Source organism: Staphylococcus cornubiensis (genome assembly GCF_900183575.1).
In the GTDB taxonomy this organism is placed as follows: domain Bacteria; phylum Bacillota; class Bacilli; order Staphylococcales; family Staphylococcaceae; genus Staphylococcus; species Staphylococcus cornubiensis.
The window spans coordinates 419,065-436,792 of sequence record NZ_FXUZ01000001.1 but is presented as its reverse complement, the minus strand read 5'-3'; the positions used below and the strand labels follow the sequence as shown (position 1 = coordinate 436,792).

Annotated in this window: 18 protein-coding genes; all 18 read right to left on the bottom strand. The window is 36.9% G+C overall.

Features of this window, described 5'->3' with window-relative positions:
• Positions 1-3: 3 nt before the first annotated feature.
• Entirely contained in the window at positions 4-1,893 is a 1,890-nt protein-coding gene (locus CCE82_RS02260; protein ID WP_086427809.1) for a vWA domain-containing protein, read from the bottom strand.
• Between the two features lie 11 nt (positions 1,894-1,904).
• The gene (locus tag CCE82_RS02255) at positions 1,905-2,702 is read right to left on the bottom strand and encodes an ATP-binding protein (RefSeq protein WP_086427808.1); all 798 of its coding nucleotides are present in this window, start codon (positions 2,700-2,702) and stop codon (positions 1,905-1,907) included.
• A gap of 98 nt (positions 2,703-2,800) precedes the next feature.
• On the bottom strand, positions 2,801-3,004 hold the full coding sequence (locus tag CCE82_RS02250; RefSeq protein ID WP_086427807.1) for a DUF6501 family protein: 204 nt from the start codon (positions 3,002-3,004) through the stop codon (positions 2,801-2,803).
• Positions 3,005-3,007: 3 nt separating this feature from the next.
• The gene (locus tag CCE82_RS02245; protein ID WP_086427806.1) at positions 3,008-3,832 is read right to left on the bottom strand and encodes a VOC family protein; all 825 of its coding nucleotides are present in this window, start codon (positions 3,830-3,832) and stop codon (positions 3,008-3,010) included.
• Between the two features lie 64 nt (positions 3,833-3,896).
• On the bottom strand, positions 3,897-4,136 hold the full coding sequence (locus tag CCE82_RS02240; protein WP_086427805.1) for a hypothetical protein: 240 nt from the start codon (positions 4,134-4,136) through the stop codon (positions 3,897-3,899).
• A 439-nt stretch (positions 4,137-4,575) separates the two neighbouring features.
• Positions 4,576-5,856, bottom strand: coding sequence for a dihydrolipoyllysine-residue succinyltransferase (sucB, locus tag CCE82_RS02235; protein ID WP_086427804.1), 1,281 nt, complete (start codon positions 5,854-5,856; stop codon positions 4,576-4,578).
• 14 nt (positions 5,857-5,870) lie between these two features.
• Positions 5,871-8,657, bottom strand: a complete 2,787-nt coding sequence (locus tag CCE82_RS02230; RefSeq protein WP_086427803.1) for a 2-oxoglutarate dehydrogenase E1 component — start codon at positions 8,655-8,657, stop codon at positions 5,871-5,873.
• A 94-nt stretch (positions 8,658-8,751) separates the two neighbouring features.
• Positions 8,752-10,119: a HAMP domain-containing histidine kinase gene (locus CCE82_RS02225; protein WP_086427802.1), complete on the bottom strand. Its 1,368-nt coding sequence runs from the start codon at positions 10,117-10,119 to the stop codon at positions 8,752-8,754.
• Positions 10,116-10,793 carry a response regulator transcription factor gene (locus tag CCE82_RS02220; RefSeq protein WP_086427801.1) on the bottom strand — a complete coding sequence of 226 codons (678 nt, stop codon included), beginning with the start codon at positions 10,791-10,793 and terminating at the stop codon, positions 10,116-10,118. The genes CCE82_RS02225 and CCE82_RS02220 overlap by 4 nt, the downstream gene beginning before the upstream one ends.
• Positions 10,794-11,354: 561 nt before the next feature.
• Positions 11,355-11,978 (bottom strand): phosphatase PAP2 family protein, encoded by a 624-nt coding sequence (locus CCE82_RS02215; protein ID WP_086427800.1) that lies wholly within the window; start codon positions 11,976-11,978, stop codon positions 11,355-11,357.
• Positions 11,979-11,989: 11 nt separating this feature from the next.
• On the bottom strand, positions 11,990-13,060 hold the full coding sequence (locus tag CCE82_RS02210; RefSeq protein WP_086427799.1) for an undecaprenyldiphospho-muramoylpentapeptide beta-N-acetylglucosaminyltransferase: 1,071 nt from the start codon (positions 13,058-13,060) through the stop codon (positions 11,990-11,992).
• 9 nt (positions 13,061-13,069) lie between these two features.
• On the bottom strand, positions 13,070-13,579 hold the full coding sequence (locus CCE82_RS02205; protein WP_086427798.1) for a GNAT family N-acetyltransferase: 510 nt from the start codon (positions 13,577-13,579) through the stop codon (positions 13,070-13,072).
• A 5-nt stretch (positions 13,580-13,584) separates the two neighbouring features.
• Complete coding sequence (locus CCE82_RS02200) at positions 13,585-15,012, bottom strand: S41 family peptidase (RefSeq protein WP_086427797.1); 1,428 nt, start codon at positions 15,010-15,012, stop codon at positions 13,585-13,587.
• 155 nt (positions 15,013-15,167) lie between these two features.
• Positions 15,168-15,389: a YozE family protein gene (locus CCE82_RS02195; RefSeq protein ID WP_086427796.1), complete on the bottom strand. Its 222-nt coding sequence runs from the start codon at positions 15,387-15,389 to the stop codon at positions 15,168-15,170.
• Positions 15,389-15,889, bottom strand: coding sequence for a PTS sugar transporter subunit IIA (locus tag CCE82_RS02190; protein ID WP_086427795.1), 501 nt, complete (start codon positions 15,887-15,889; stop codon positions 15,389-15,391). The genes CCE82_RS02195 and CCE82_RS02190 overlap by 1 nt, the downstream gene beginning before the upstream one ends.
• 13 nt (positions 15,890-15,902) lie before the next feature.
• Positions 15,903-16,331 carry a peptide-methionine (R)-S-oxide reductase MsrB gene (gene msrB / locus CCE82_RS02185; RefSeq protein ID WP_086427794.1) on the bottom strand — a complete coding sequence of 143 codons (429 nt, stop codon included), beginning with the start codon at positions 16,329-16,331 and terminating at the stop codon, positions 15,903-15,905.
• Positions 16,328-16,852 (bottom strand): peptide-methionine (S)-S-oxide reductase MsrA, encoded by a 525-nt coding sequence (gene msrA, locus CCE82_RS02180; RefSeq protein WP_086427793.1) that lies wholly within the window; start codon positions 16,850-16,852, stop codon positions 16,328-16,330. The genes msrB and msrA overlap by 4 nt, the downstream gene beginning before the upstream one ends.
• 17 nt (positions 16,853-16,869) lie before the next feature.
• Positions 16,870-17,724, bottom strand: coding sequence for a DegV family protein (locus CCE82_RS02175; protein ID WP_086427792.1), 855 nt, complete (start codon positions 17,722-17,724; stop codon positions 16,870-16,872).
• Positions 17,725-17,728: the final 4 nt, after the last annotated feature.

The following is a 17,728-nucleotide window of genomic DNA, read 5'->3' as shown; positions in this document are numbered from 1 at the left end:
TGGCTAAAATGACTTCAATAACAATTTTTTCAGTAATGGTGAAAGTAAGCTTGGCAAATGTTGTACCCCTTCCACAAAAATAGCATATTGCCCATAAATATTATGAATGGTCTGTTCGATAGATTCAGTGATAGGTTCTTGACTTAAAAAGACGTTGAACACTTCGATGCCAAGTTTACGTGAGTTCTCAACGGCTTCATACGTATCTAAAATACCATCTTGGCTGTAATTAAACGCAGAAGGTTCTCCATCAGAAAAGACGATAAGGAAGCGTTGCTGTTCTGAACGCGACAATAATCGGTCACTTGCGATGCGAATTGCGACGCCATCACGGTTATCGTCTTGCGGAGTCAGTGACATAATTCTCGGTGCTTCCGAATTGAATGTTGACTGATGATAATTGATAATCTCATCAATAATGTTGGGTTGATATTGTGCATCTGTATCAAACGCATCTTCATTAAAGGCAAGAATTTCATGTTTGACATTGAGTGCCTTTAAAGTTTCGTGGAATAAGACAACCCCTTTAATCGTTTCATCCATTTTGTCATGCATACTTGCTGAAGCATCAATTAACAATGTAAAAGTTGCATCAAATGTACGGCTTTGATCGGCTTTTTTGTAAAACAATTTATATTGATCATCTATAAACCAATTGACCAAATTGCGTTGTAATCGGCCTTTCGTCAAATTCATACGTACATCTTGATATTCGCGATCAATCGTCTTTTTAATAATTTGAATCAAGTCTTTTGTCTCATATTGGACAGCAGTTTGGACTTGACGGTAACTTTCAATGTATTCAGGCAATATATCGGGTACATTCCATTTGATATCGACATACTGATTGATGCCTTTGAGGCCGAGCATTGTATGGGATGGTCCTTGTTCGCCACCTTCTTGATCGTCAATAGTATCATTTGAGCCTTTGCCCTTTTTACTCATCATGTCCGTCATATCATCGGTGCTGTCGCCTTCACGCGCACTGTCGTCACCGAGCACATCGCTATTTTCGCCTTCATGAAGTTCCATTTCTAAATAAGCGCCACCCGCAGATTCACTATCGATATTTTTAGATTCTATGTTTTCAGTTTCAACGTCATCCTCTTCATTGCCATTATGCTGATCTGTATTTGCAGCATCGACACGCTTTAAATCTTCTAACGTATATTGGCACAATGCTTCATAGACATGGCGTGGGATATGATAATACTCATTCAACATGTCTTCGTCTAACAAATCATCTACTTGAAACATAATACGCTGAGTGAGGTACATCGTTTCTTCACTCGACTGAAGCTGAAAGGCATCTGGCAAATATTGATAAATAAATTCGAGTGTTGATTGAAGATCAGGATGAATATTTGGAATCGTATAAAAATCGTCTCGTAAAAATGAATATTCTAAATTTAAAAAGAACAAATCAGTAAATAACGTTTTTGTTCGATAAACATTAATTTGAGACTGACTATACTGTTGACGAATGCGTTTACGAAGTTGAATCATTGCATGTGTTCGAGGTCGTTTTTGTTCGATTAAACTTAAAATACGCATTTCTTCCATCATTTTAAAGAGTTGACGATAAAGTTTTGGATGCTTGAAATCTTCTTCATTCGCCAACACTGCATTCACAATTTGTGGATCCATATGAAAATAACTATACGTCGCAAGTAAAACGTCTGTCTTAAGACCTGTATGTTCAATGTTTTCAGGTCGATGGGCCCAAAAAGAACTACAAATCAGCTCATCGTTTACCGCATCATAATATGGAAATTTATGAACTTTTACTTGTGTATTTGGATTTTTCAATAACAGTCGCGCAAGATCCTGTAACATCATCATTTTCATTGCGTCGAGTTGTTCGTCGTTAAACATGATAAAGCGATCGCTCATAATATCACCTTCTAAAAGTTAAGTTCTACCGCATTTATTATCGCTTGTTGTTCACGTTCATCTTCTAATTTATCAATGATACTACGTTGAATCGCGCGTTCTATCGGCATGACTGTCGCTAAATCACTCATATCAATGAGCGCACGAATACTTGCCGCCTCTTCTGACAGTTGACCTTGTTGTGTCATTGTACGTAAATCTGCATTAAATTTAATAATTTGATCGATAAGTTGGTCGTCTTGTAATAAACTTTGTGCTTTAATGACATCATGCAATGTTTGGCCATCAATATAATCCACATTGATAACCACAAAACGGTTTTTCAGTGCCTCATTCATCGGTAGTGTTCCGACATAGCCTTCATTAATCGCTGCAATGACTTTAAAGCCAGGTGCCGCTTTAATCACTTCACCTGTAAACGGATTTGTCAATTGTCGACGGTAGTCCAACACACCATTTAAAATCGGTAAAGTTTCGGGTTTTGCCATATTAATCTCATCAATATATAAAATATGGCCTTCACGCATTGCACGAATGACCGGACCGTCGATAAATACAATTTCTTGATGGCCTTCTTCTGATGTTTTAATCGTTTTAAAGCCAAGCAAACTTTCAGCATCTAAATCTACAGAACAGTTAATTTGATGCATCGGTAACTGTGTGATTTCACTTAAAGTTTCGGCTAATCTTGTTTTCCCTGAACCAGTTGGCCCTTTAAGCAAAATATTTTTATTGAGCTCGAACAATTTTGTTGCATCTCCAAGAATCGTTTCATCGGAGTTAATATAACCAGTAAATTCCTTAACCATTGTCATTTCCCTTTCTTTTTAAGTGCATGAAAAAAGACGTGAGTACCGAGATACCCCCGCTTTTTTGAAGTTTTTGATCGCTATAAAGAATGAAGTGTTTAAACTTCTTCAAAATAAGTTTTGTAATAGCCGCCAACGTGACCTGAGTTATCAATAATTTGATAATATTCTTCAGTCTCGTTAACAACAGCATAAGTCTCCCCTACAGTTAACATATCGCTCACTGTAAATTTCTTTGCGTCAGTATGAATCACTTTCACCTTTTTAATCGGTGTACGCGCTTTCCAAGTTTCATGTAACATAATTTAACTTCCTTTCGTTGCATGCGCTAATGTTAAAATGAATGCTAACCCACTAATATCATTGACACGAATAGCACGGGTCCCTTGTTGCTCATTTTGAAGTTGCTGAAAAGGGATGTCGTGATGATTCAGTTGATTAAAGGCATAATTAAATTCATTTTCATCATGGGCTGTAAATTCAAGTTGCTCAACAATGCCATAAGGTGGAAGTTGCATGGCGTCAGTTTCGTAAATATGAACTTCAGCACCTAATCCACCACCTTCACCTTCCATGACGATCACACGCTTTTCTGTCTTGGGTGAAGTGTATTCAGCAATGGCTTCAAAACCAAACAAATCATTCAGTAACATCATTGTCACTGCTGGTTCATGTGTTCTCAACATGACAGGGCCGAGACCCTGAACTTGATGAAGCGGACTAACAGAACTGTCTTCATTAGGCATTCCCAATCCGATACCAACGTTTGCTTCGTCTGAAAAAATATCAAATCGTTGTGCATCGTCGTTGGAAAACTGAATATATTGATGACCATTCATATGTGTCGGTCCTTCAAATGCATGTTGGTATTCTTGCAAAATAGACATGTATTCCTCAACACCGTCATTGCTTGGTGTACGTAAACCAATACTCTCAAAATGTTGATGTGTTGGTTCTATCGTTTCTGCTATTTCAACAAATTGGAGGCGTGTGCCAGGAGCTCGTTCAGCATCTCCAAATTGAACACGATTACCCTTTTTTTCGTAGGCCATACCTAACATATTATGGAATAAATCAATCATTTTGTCTATACTTTTAGTGCCTAATGTCACACTGCGAAATTGCGCCATTTCATCTCACTCCTCTTCACATTTATTATAACGTAAATGTAGGATTCAATCAGAGTTGATGCCTTTATAATTTCAACAGAATACCCGCAACAATAAATGCCAAACCAGCAATCAAATATACCGTTTTAGAACGATTGAACTTCAATGTATCTACAGCAAAAAGAACTAATAAACAGCTGCCAATCAATTGGAAAATCGGATAATAGTGAATGAAACCGAATAAACTTGCAATAATGAAGCCGAGTTGTGCAATAATATTGGCAATCGCTATCACAATCAATATGTAAATAAAATGACGACTCATCCATGTCACCCCTTTCGACGGATTATTATTTTCTATTTATTGTAATACAAATTATCCTCAAATGACATGAGCTTTCTTACATGCTACTTATTATCTGTATTATCCCCTCATACTGAAGACGCACATCTATGCAAGCGCCATGCAAAGCGAAGAAGATTAAGTATTTGTAAATGAAGAAAAGTCTGTTTCACTTTTTCCGGTAAGTGCACAAAACTCAAGATTGCAAAAACTGGGCTTGACTCCTGAGGCATCAGCTGAAACTGAAAATCCATTTTTGCTTCATATTATTATTTGATTAAAGCAAAAATTAGTTGAAGTTTCAGCGCCTCGGAAAGCATAGCCCAGTTCAAGCAATCGGCTAAGCATTACCAAAACAGAAGTAAAAAAGAGAGAAATCCATTACAGATTCCTCTCTTCTATAATCAACAACCCAAATCAATTAAGACTCTAATAATAAATCTTCTGGGTTTTCAATTAACTCTTTAATCATCTTCAAGAAACTTACGGCTTCTTTACCATCGATAATTCTGTGATCGTAACTTAATGCGATATACATCATTGGACGGTTTTCAATTGTATCTTTATCAATCGCAATCGGTCTCGTGATGATAGAGTGCATACCTAAAATTGCAGCTTGACTACCATTAATAATCGGTGTTGACATCATTGAACCGAAAATACCACCATTTGTAATTGTGAATGAACCGTTCATCATGTCATCAAGCGTCAATTTATTATCGCGCGCTTTTGTCGCTAAGTTTGCAATCTCTTGCTCGATTTCAGCGAAGTTTTTCTTATCACAGTCTCTGACGTTCGGTACTAATAAACCACCTGGTGTAGAGACAGCAATGCCGATATCGTAGTATTGTTTCGTCACCATGTAATCGCCATCGATTTCAGCGTTCACTTCAGGGTAACGTTTCAATGCTGCAACGGCTGCTTTTGTGAAGAATGACATGAAACCAAGTTTAGTACCATCATGGTCTTCCATAAACTTTTCTTTTTTGCGTTTACGTAATGCCATGACATTCGTCATATCTACTTCGTTGAATGTCGTTAACATTGCAGTGTTATTACTTACTTCTAATAACTTTTTAGCTGCAGTTTGTTTTCTACGACTCATTTTTTCGCGAATGACTGGTTTTGATGGTGTTTTAGGTGCTTGTGGCGCTGCTGATTCTTTTTCTTTTGATTGAGAAGCACCAGATGATTTTTGTTGTGAGCCACGTTCAACGTCTTCTTTACGTACGACGTCATTTGCTTTACCACTTAATTCGCTTAAGCTAATGCCTTTTTCACGTGCCGCGCGACGTGCTGAAGGTGTTGCATTGATACGCTCATTTGATGAACTGCTTTGGCTCTCTTTGTCAGAAGATGATTTTTCTTCTTTTTTGCTTTCTTGTTGATCTGACGCTTTGTTATCTGCTTTGTCTGAAGCATCTTTTGAGTCAGCTTTTGAATCATCACTAGAAGGTTTAGAAGCGCCACCTTCGCCCACTACGGCAATCGCTTGGCCTACTTCTACAGTGTCGCCTTCTTCAGCAAGTAATTCTTGAATTGTGCCTTCTTCTTCAGAAACAACTTCTACATTGACTTTGTCTGTTTCTAATTCAAGAATAGCTTCACCTTTTTCTACAGTGTCACCTACTTGTTTTAACCATTCTGCAATGGTACCTTCCGTAATCGATTCTGCTAATTCTGGAACTTTTACCTCTGCCATTTTTAATATGCCCCCTAAATATTTAAACTATTTTCAATAATTTTATTTTGAACAAGTTTATGAATTTCACCATCACCCTCGGCAGGTGCAGCTCTATGTTTTCTACCGTGATAAGTCAATTCGTATTGATCTCCAACGATGTCTCGCAACATTGGATAAGCATAATGCCATGCCCCTTGGTTTTGCGGCTCTTCTTGAACCCATGCGACTGTTTTAAGGTTTGGAAGTGTTTCGAGAATTGCTCGAATTTCTTCTTCTGGGAAAGGATAGAGTCGTTCAACAGCTATAAGTAAAATCGCTTCATTTGGTGATTCAGCTAATTGTTCTTTTAAGTCGATAAACATTTTGCCTGAAGCAAGAATGACTTTTTTAACTTTTTTAGCTTCGTGTTCTTCTGGAAGAATGGGTTCAAAACCACCAGATGTGAACGCGCTTATAGGTTGCGCTACTGTTTTATTACGTAATAAACCTTTTGGAGACATAACGACTAATGGTCGCATTGCGTCAGTACCTAGGCTCGCTGCTTGGGCACGTAATAAATGGAAGTAGTTAGCTGAGCTTGATAAGTTACAAATTGTCATATTATTTTCAGCTGCCAATTGTAAGAAACGCTCTAAACGGGCAGATGAGTGTTCAGGTCCTTGTCCTTCAAACGAATGTGGTAATAAGAATGTTAAACCTGAAGATTCACCCCATTTTGCATTACCAGAGAAAATGAAGTTGTCGAAATACATTTGTGCCATGTTTGCGAAGTCACCAAATTGCGCTTCCCAAATGTTAAATGATGACGGATTTTGAACATTGTAGCCATATTCAAAGCCCACAACTGCTGCTTCTGATAATGGAGAGTTGTGAATATCGAACGTCGCTTTTTGATCTGGCACGTGTTGTAACGGTACGAATTTGTCGCCATTTTCTTGGTCGTGTAACACCGCATGACGATGGCTAAATGTACCACGTTCAGAATCTTGACCTGTCATACGAATTGGTGTACCCTCTTGCATTACTGTCGCAAACGCAAGTTGTTCCGCATGTGCCCAGTCCACTAAACCTTCTTCGCTTTCAAATGGTTGCTTACGTTGTTCGAGAATACGATTTAACTTTTTGAAAATGTTGAAACCTTCTGGATAGTTAAACATCGCATCGTTAATTTCTTTTAAGCGATCATATGAAAGTTCGGACTCATTACTTGCTAAAGGTTTAGAAATGCTTTCTGGAATGCTCATATCTGTATTATCATTTTTGTCGTTTTTATCGATTTTGTCATGAGCGGTACGCATTTCTTTTTGAACGTTTTCCATTACTTCGTCCATTTCATCTTGGCTAATGATACCTTCTTCTACAAGTTGCTTACCATAAATCACTTCAGAAGTATCATGCTTTTTAATTTCTTTATATGGTAGTGGATTCGTTAACGTTGGCTCGTCCATTTCGTTATGACCAAAACGACGGTAACCCACTAAGTCAATCACGACATCTTTATTGAATGCTTTTCTGAATTCCATTGCGATATCGATTGCTTCAATTGTCGCCTCAACATTGTCTGCATTGACGTGCATAATTGGTACATCATAACCTTTTGCCACATCTGTTGCATACGTTGTTGAACGGGCGTCTTCTGGGTCTGTTGTGAATCCGATACGGTTGTTCGTAATAATGTGTAATGTACCGCCAGTTGTGAACCCATCTAAACTACCGAGGTTCATCGTTTCAAAGTTCACACCTTGACCTGGATATGCGGCATCACCATGAACGATGATTGGCATAGCATTTGTAAAGTCGGTTTGAACTTTACCAGCATAATCTGTTTGGTCTTGTGCAGCTCTTGTACGGCCAGTCACAACAGGTGCAACAACTTCGAGATGACTAGGGTTGTTAGCTAATGTGATTTTTTGTTCAATACCATGGTCATTAATCGTTTTAACGCCACCTAAGTGGTATTTTACATCACCAGTCCAACCTGAAGTGATTTTTAAGCTACCGTCTTCAGGTAAAAATTTCATTGGATCTGTATGCATAAATTCTGAAAGCATCATTTCATACGGCTTTTGCAGAACATGTGTTAAAACATTTAAACGTCCACGGTGTGCCATACCAATTTGAATGTTTGCAATTTCCTCTTCAGCAGCACGTTTAATTGTTTGAGTAATCATAGGTACGAGGGTATTGACGCCTTGGATTGAAAATCTTTTTGCACCTACAAAGTTCTTGTGAAGGTATTTCTCAAAGCCTTCAACGTGTGCCAGAAGTTTGAAAAGATTGATTTTTTCTTCTTTATTAAGGCTTGCTTTATATGGTGTTTCAATACGACGTTTTAGCCATACACGCTCTTTATTATTGTTGATATGTGTGTATTCAAAAGCAATTGGCCCCTTATAACGTTCTTCCATACGCTCAATAGCTTCATAGGCATTATCGTAAATATCTTTAAAATGATCAGAAACAATTTCGGCTGAGATGCCTTCTAATGTTGCTTGATCGAGATTAAAGTCTTCTGGATTTAATTTAGGAATATTTGTACGCTCTGGTGTGTTCACTGGATAAATATCAGCTTTTAAATGACCATATTGTCTAATATTGTCGATTAATCGCATCACACGTTTAATGGTACTATCCCCTGAGCTTGATTCGGTTGTTGATGATGTAGTCGCTTCACCATCTTTAATTGTACTAAAGAGAACTTGTAAATCTTCAGTAACAGAAGTAGGATCTTCTAAATATTGATCATATAACTCTAGAATGAGTCCTAAATTTGTTCCGAAGTTTACAGGTGCCTCTGTCACCTGTTTATCGTTCTTCATAATCCACCCTCCACAGAAAAAAATAAAAACGCTTACAGGTCAATAATAGCATTAAAATGTGAACATTTAAAGGCAAAAAGCCAGATAATTATAGTTAACAACCTGAATCAAAACTAATTGTAAAAGTTGTAAAATGACCCACTTCACTTTCAACTGAAATTCGACCATTATAGAGCTTTACCATTTTATGGGCAATTGAGAGACCTAAACCATTACCGCCTTGTTGTCGTGAACGAGATTTGTCTACGCGATAGAAGCGGTCAAAGATGTGTTCTTGGTCAGCTTGAGGGATACCTAAGCCGCGGTCTGTAATTTTAATCACAACTTGATTACTAATGAGTTTCGTTTTAATAGAAATATGTTTATTTTGTGTGTCGTATTTAATAGCGTTATCAAGAAAAATAAGTAAAATTTGTTCTAAATGGAACGAATTAATATCTAAGTATATAAAATCTTGGCTTGTATGAAAGTCGAGTTGATAATCTGGATGAATCTGTTGTAATGCATGAAGTCGACTTCTAATTTCATTATTGACGTCAACTTTTTCAGTTTGATTTTCAATTGATCTTGAATCATCTTTTGTAAGTAGCAATAATTCTTCAACGAGTTTCGTAATCCGATTCATTTCTTCTATCGAGATATTCAAAGACTCTTCTAAAATGTCAGGATCTTTTTTGCCCCAGCGTTGAATTAAATTCAAATGACCTTGGATAATTTGAAGTGGTGTACGTAACTCATGTGATGCATCTTCGACAAATTGACGTTGTTGATTAAATGAGCTCTCAAGTTTCATCATCATACTATTAAAAGTGTCAATCAGCGCATCTGTTTCTTCATAATTCGTTGGTACTTCCAATTTTTCTTGGAAACCATTCCGGCGAATTTGTGTCATCTTTTCAGTAATAATATTGATAGGTTGTGTAATTTGTGATGAGAAGAAATAACTGAGCGACGCAGTAACGAATAGCGCAATTAAACCAAATGTTAGGGCGAGATACGTAATGAAGTTCAATAAATCATCGTATTCTTCTAATGAGTGGACAATCGTTGCATGCCCTTTAAAATAAGGCGTATTGATAGGTGTCGACACAATGATGAACGACCCTTTATCTGTGCGTAGTATTTTAATGTTACGTGTATCGTAAGCTTGAAACGGAGGCGTAAATTTCACATTTGTAGTGCTGACATTCTCAAATATTTTTCTGCCTTGTTTGTCATATAAAATCACTTTTTGATAGTTATCAAGAACTGAACTAAATTCCAATGCAGTAATATTTTTTACGGGCTTCGTTTCAAGTAAATTGTATAAATCATCCGCACTTCTTTCCGCTTTATCAAATTCGTTTTGTTTCAACAAACTACTAATCGCATAAATAATTAATAAACAAAAGATAAAAATGATAAGAAATGTAATGAGTGTCGTTACAAAAGTCCATTTTGTTTTCAGCGTTGACTGCTTCATTGTCGAATCACATAGCCGACACCGCGCACAGTTTCAATTAACTTTTGTTTATCAATGCGCTTCAGCTTATTTCTCAAATATCGAATATACACATCAACGACGTTCGTCTCTACTTCTGATTCATATCCCCAAACATGATCTAAAATTTGTTCACGATGAAGGACACGGTTTTTATTTTCAGCGAGTAACAATAATAAATCGAATTCTGTTTTCGTTAATTCGAGCTTTTCGCTTTGATATGTGACGTGAAAAGCACTTTTATCAATTTTAATGCCATCAATATCGACAACATTTGTATCTGTCACATTTTCGTCCGAATAACGACGAATCAATGCACGACTTCTCGCTAAAAGTTCTTCAATTTCAAAAGGTTTAACAATATAATCATCCGCACCAATATCTAATCCCGTGACTTTATCGTATATTTCACCTTTTGCTGTAATCATAATAATAGGCGTATCTTTTTGGGTTCTTAACCTTTTACAAACTTCTAATCCATCCATTTCAGGTAACATCAAATCTAATAGTATTAAATCAAAGTCATGTTGCAATGCACGGTTCAAGCCAGATACGCCATCATATTTTACTTCAACTTCATATTTTTCATGTTTGAATTCAAGTTCAATAAAACGTGCTAAATTTTGCTCGTCTTCAATAATAAGTACTTTTTTCATATTAGCCACCTCTCCCCCTAATGATATGCTAAAAATAAAGATGACGAAAGTTTTTTTAAAAATTTTTGCATTTTTAATTGACAATGATTCTCAATGCGTTATAATGTAATTGAAAATGATTATCAATCCCAACGACCCCCCACTACAATTCGTTCTTATGATTGAGTCATTTTCAATAATATCCCCTTTTATATGCCCGTATAAAATTCGTTGATATTAAACGTTAAATAAAAGCCGTCGCAGTTTATGCGGCGGCTTTTATTGTGTGCGATTGAAATAAATGAAACAGGCCACAGTTTATCATTTTAAAAATGAACCGTATTGTCATAAGGTATTTTTTAGCGACAGTGCGCGACTGCTCGTTACTAAGATAATGCAAATGAACAAAATTGTATGATCATATCAACCATTGTTATGAAAAACCTTGTTAACTTTGTTTTTAAAGCTGATATTCAATTGATTTAATAAAATAGATAAGGATACGTATAGGAACACAATTTCACTACTAAAATTAAAAGGAGAACTGCTCACTTTAATGAAAGACAGTTCTCCTTGTTTAAATTAAACTTTAGATTGCTCTAATTGGTGTCGCAAAATAAGTTGTGTTAAAACGATGCAGAAAAGGCCTCCTACAATACCGGCCATAATATCTGTTGGGTAATGCACGCCCAGATAGACACGTGAGCTTGAGATAAGCACAATCATCAATACACTTAATGTCATAGCGGCTCCTTTTGCTTTACCTTTAAGGATGCGATGTGCAACGTAAATCACACTACCGAAAAAGGCTGTTGAACCCATCGCATGACCACTTGGAAAGCTAAAGCCTGAAATGTCAATTAAGCGTAATAAGGTTGGACGTTCTCGGTCAAAAATATTTTTCAAAATAGGATTCGACACACCTGATAGCAACATCGTTAATGCAAAGAATAGTGCTTCAATTTTGTAGCGATACAACATTAACAAGGCGACCATAACAAGCGATAATGCAATCATAGCCCATACTTCACCAATTTGGGTCGCTCCAAAAAAGATAGCAGTTGAAATAAAGCTCTCTGACGCATAAATTAAATTATATACTTCATTATCAATCCACTTACCGAGACGCGATTCATGAAACATCGCAATCATTGAAAATATTAATGTGAAAACGATTAACAAAGAAATCTTTTTCCAATGTGTCATGCGTCAACCTCCTATTGAAGTGCGTCTTGAATGATTTTTTCGAGTAAATCATGACGCGTGTAGCTTTCCGTAAAACTTTCCATATTTTGAATATATTGATGTCTATTTTTTTCGAGTTCTGCTAATGCGGGCAATAATGTGTCACTCGATAATTCCGATTCGTCTAACATCGTAGCATACCCTTGTTTTTCAAAGTATTTCGCATTGTCAATTTGGTCACCACGAGATTGATCGAGCCCAAGTGGAATGAGTAACATCGGAAGACGTAGCGTTAAAAACTCATATATTGCATTTGCGCCTGCTCTTGACACGACAGTATCGGTAATCGCTAATAAATCTGTCAATTCTTCCTTAACAAACTCATATTGCACATAGCCTTCTTGTTGGATATTTGAAGCGACAAGCCCCTTGCCTGTAAGATGAATCACCTGGTAATTTTGAAGTAATTCATTTAAATGGCGGCGAATCGTTTCGTTAATTTTCAAGCTCCCCATACTGCCACCCATGACAAGTAACGTCTTTTTATCAGGTGTAAAGCCTGTCAGGGCGTACCCTTTTTGACGATCGCAGTGTTTTAAATCTTCGCGAATTGTAGCACCGACAAAATCTGATTTTTCGCGAGGAACATATTTCAACGTATCTTCAAAAGTGGTATACAACCGTTTCGCAAATTTAATCGCAATTTTGTTCGCAAGTCCTGGTGTTAAGTCAGACTCATGAACGATAGTTGGGATGTTGAGTGACTTCGCTGCAAGTATAACAGGGACAGATACGAAGCCCCCTTTTGAAAATACGATGTCAGGTTTTTCGCGTTTTAATACTTTACGTGCATCTCCAATACCTTTGACTACTTTAAAGACATCTTTTAAATTTTCAAAAGATAAGTAACGACGTAATTTACCACTTGAGATTGGATAGTAAGTCGTTTCAGGTAGTTGGGATGTAATCATTTCACGTTCGATCCCCTTCTTTGAACCAATATAAAACGCCTCATGTCCCTTTTCAAGTGCAGCAGGAATCAAGCTTAAATTAACGGACACATGCCCGACTGTACCGCCACCTGTAAATGCAATTTTTACCATAATAACCCTCTATTCTGTTAATTTTTTATAGTATGCGTAAAATGGTTTGCCTTTATCAAAAGGAAATTCTGTACTCGTCATTTCACCAATTTTAATGAACCCATATTTATCAAATAAACGTTGCGCACGTTCATTTTGTGAAAAAGTATCCGTTAATACAATATCGATATCATGTTCTTTTGCTAATGCGATCGCAAAGGTCATCAACGCTTGAGCCGTTCCGCGATATTGTGGTGAAGCGACAAGCCGGTGAATGACGTATGCATTCGACTTATCAACTGGCCATTCAAGTGTATCGTACCAATCCGGCGCTTGCTGATCAATCACGATAAATCCTTGAATGATATCATCTTCATCATAGACAAAGAGACTCCCTGATTCAATATCTGTTTTAAAATGTGCTTTCAATGGATAACGATGGTCCCATTGTGGATTATCATCTTTTACCATGAGCGCTTTTGCCTCTTCAGTCAATTGTTCAATCGTATCGAGATCTTGTAATGTTGCTTTTCTTAACAAGGCAATCACTCCTCTACTTTTTTCAATGTTTTTTCTAACATCGGATCTTCTGACGATGCTTTTTCGACAAGTCTTTCTGTAAATACACGATTTGTGTCCTTGTTAAACATGCCATTTGCAGTTAAATCATTTTTTTGTTGGAATTTCTTCACTGCAGTAGTTAATTGTACGTCATAATGTTCATCGATGGTACCGACGTCATATCCGAGTGCTTTTAGACCGATTTTAATCGATTTAATATGTTCATCTTGTTGTCCTTCTTCATAAGTTGCTTTAGAAGGAATCATCGTGATGTTTTCGTAATCTGCGCCTTTTACAAGCACGTCAGGTTGAATGCCTTTACCGTGAATGTAATGGTCATTTGGTGTGAGCCATTTCATTTCAGTGAATTTTAAGAGTGAACCGTCTTCAAATTCACGCGTCGTTTGTACAATGCCTTTACCGAATGACTTTTCACCATATATTTGAGCCACTTTATGATCGTGCAATGCGCCAGAAAATACTTCAGAAGCACTCGCAGAACCTTCATTAAGTAAAATGGATACTTTTAAATCTTTCACACCTTCTAAAGGATCATTCGTCGTTTTAATCGATTCTTTTTGATCGCCTTTTTCTAACTTCACGACTGTCTCATCTTTATCAAGGAAAATATTTGCCATTTTCACTGCTTCATCGAGAAGGCCACCTGGGTTATTACGTAAATCCAGTACGATATTTTTGATACCGGATTTTTGTGCTTGCTGAATCGCTGACTTTAATTCTCCGGCAGTGCCTTCTTGGAATTTGTTGATTTTAAACACACCGATGTTACCGTGTTTTTCATACTTTACACTTTTGACATGAATTTTATCCCGTGTGACAGTTAACTCTTTTTCTTCTCCGTTACGTTTCACAGTTAATTTCACGTCAGTGCCTTTCTTACCACGAACTTTTGGAATAATGGCATCAAGGGCTTGACCTTTCACTGATTTGCCGTCGATTGCAATCAGTTCATCGCGAGGTTTTAATCCCGCTTTTTCAGCAGGTGAATCTTGCATTGGGCTCGTGATGATAATCTGTTTTCCTTTTTGTTGTAGTTCGGCACCGATACCGACGAAATCGCCTGAGACATCTTCATGAAAAGATGCTGTTTCTTCTTTTGATAAGTATTCCGTATATGGATCTTTCAAGCTTTTTGTCATACCATGAATGGCCTCGTCTAACAATTTATCTTTATCTTGCTTTTGATAAAAATCAGAAGCGAGTATTTCATAAACTTCACTTAATTTTTCAGCATTCTCATTCACTTTTTGGTCTTTGACAGTATGATGTAAATAATAATTGATACCGAAAGCAACGAGGCCAGTAATCAATACAGTAATGATGATACCCAAGATAAAAGTTTTTAATGAGACATATTTACGTGTTTTTCTTTGATTTGGTGAATCCTTCAATCCCTTTTCCGCCCTTCTAGTTTAATCCAAATATGCGTGATGGTATCGTGGGATATACAATGGATGTATTAACGATAATCCATAAAGAAAAAGGGTGAGACATCTTCTGCCAGCACCCTCAAAAATTTATGCATGTAAAAACTTTCAGCAATCACTTAAAATTGAAGCCATTCCTGATATTCTTCATACAAGTCATCAAAAACAGACATCGGTAATGTGTAATTACCTTCTGTTTCAATGTAATCAGACAACGCATCGAAATCTTTATCGTACTTTGGAAAAGATAAATCTTGGAATATTTGCTCTGCAAGTTGTCCTGAATCATCCTTACGACCACGAACAGTTAATGCGAATTGATAGAATGAGACATCTTTCATTATTTCATTGTCACATCAATGACTTGTGTTTCGCCTTTAATCAGTTGCGTTGCTTGTTGAATATCAATTGCTTCTGTCTGATCAGTATTTGTAATAATGACAGGTGATACGATAGATTTCGCGTGTTGGTTAATATAATCAACGTCGAATGTAACTAGTTCATCGCCGACTTTAACTGTATCCCCGCTATTAACCAATGTTTCAAAACCTTCACCATTGAGTTGCACAGTGTCTAAACCGATATGAACAAGGACCTCTAAACCATTGTCAGCTTTTAAACCAATGGCATGTTTGGTTGGGAAAACGTTATCGACTACACCATTGATTGGAGAGACTACTTTACCATCAGTTGGACGAATACCAAAACCGTCACCCATCATTTTTTGCGCAAAGACTGGATCTGGAATGTCTTCAATGTTGACATATTCTCCACTCATCGGTGCATAAACTTTAACATCCTTCTTTGCTTCTTCACTTTTACCAAATAATTTCTTAAACATAAAACTCGCTCCTTTATTGGTCGAACAGCTTGACTAAATCACCATAGCCTAACGATTCGAGCTTTTCATACGGTATGAATTGGATGGCAGCAGAGTTGATACAATAGCGTAAGCCACCACGTTCTTTCGGTCCGTCATTGAAAACGTGTCCTAAATGACTATTACTGCCTTCAGAACGGACTTCTGTTCTAAGCATTCCAAATGATTTATCGACTAATTCGATGATTTCTTGGTCATCGATAGCTTTTGAAAAACTTGGCCAACCACAGTCAGATTCAAATTTGTCATCTGATGTAAATAAAGGTTTGCCTGAAAGTTTGTCGACATATACACCCTTTTCAAAGTGATTCCAATATTCATTTTGAAATGGTGGCTCTGTTCCATCTTGTTGGGTTACGAGATACTCTAAGTCTGTTAAATCTTTTTTGTCTTTTTTAATCATGCTTGATCCCCCCAATGTTTTTTAATAAATGCTTTACGACCTGAACCGCGTTGATATTGCGCATAATGTATCGGGTGTTTTTTGTAATAATTTTGATGCGCTTCTTCTGCTGGGTAAAAATTGCGATACGCTTCAACAGGTGTAACAACGGGATCGCTAAAAATTTGAGCTTGATTTAATGCATCAATTTTCTTGAGCGCGGCTTGTTGTTGCGCTTCGTTGTGATAGAAAATAACAGGTCTGTAACTGTCACCTCTATCGAAAAATTGACCGTTTTTATCTGTCGGATCAAACGTTTTAAAATATATATCTAAAATATCATCATAACTGATAATATTGTCATCATATTCAATTTGTACAGCCTCTACATGGCCTGTTGTATTCGTACAAACTTGTTCATAAGTTGGATTTTCTACTGTCCCACCGCTATAACCTGATGTAACACTTTCAACACCGTCAAAAGTATCAAAAGGTTTAACGAGACACCAAAAACATCCTCCTGCTAATGTCGCTGTAGCCATGTCTGACACCTCCATTGTTATGAATTAGATGAATCTTTAAGCACAACTAAACCAATGGCACCGGCACCAGTATGCGTCGAAATCACTGGAGTAGTATGTCCAAAGTCAAAATTTTGAACAGTAAAAGTTTCATCTAATTTTTCTTTAAATTTATCCATGAAATCTTTTGCTTTCGCATGTGATATACCTATCGATTTAACTGTTGCATCACCGATAAATGGCTTTAAATCTTTGAGTACATACTTAATACAAGCATTTTGTGTACGTGCATTATGAATCATTTCTAACTTACCGTCAATCAATGCACCGATTGGCTTGATTTTCATTAAGTTCCCTATCAAACCTTTAGCTTTACTAATACGACCGCCTTTAATGAGTTGATCTAATTGGCCGATAATGACGTAAAGCTTAATGTTTTTTTGTAAGCTTTCAATTTTCTCGACAATTTCTTCTGTTGGAATCCCTTCTTCAACCCAACGAATTAAGTTTTGAAGCTGATAACCTAATCCAAAAGAAATAGATTGAGAATCAATGACTGTCACTTTAGCATCAACCATTTCACTCGCTTGTACAGCAGTTTGATATGTGCCGCTTAAACCAGATGAAAGATGAATACTGATGATTTCAGCCCCTGTTTCACCAAGTTGTTCATAAGTTTCTACAAATCTTCCAATTGGAGGTTGGCTCGTTTTAAAATCGTAGCTGTTGTCTCCTAAATATTGTGAAAATGACTCAGATGTAATGTCCTTTTGGTCTTCGTATGATTCTCCGTTAATTGTAACACTCAACGGAACAATATGGACATTGTGTTGCTTCAGAAAAGCATGATCTAGGTCAGATGTAGAATCTGTAACAATAATACGTTGTTGCATAATG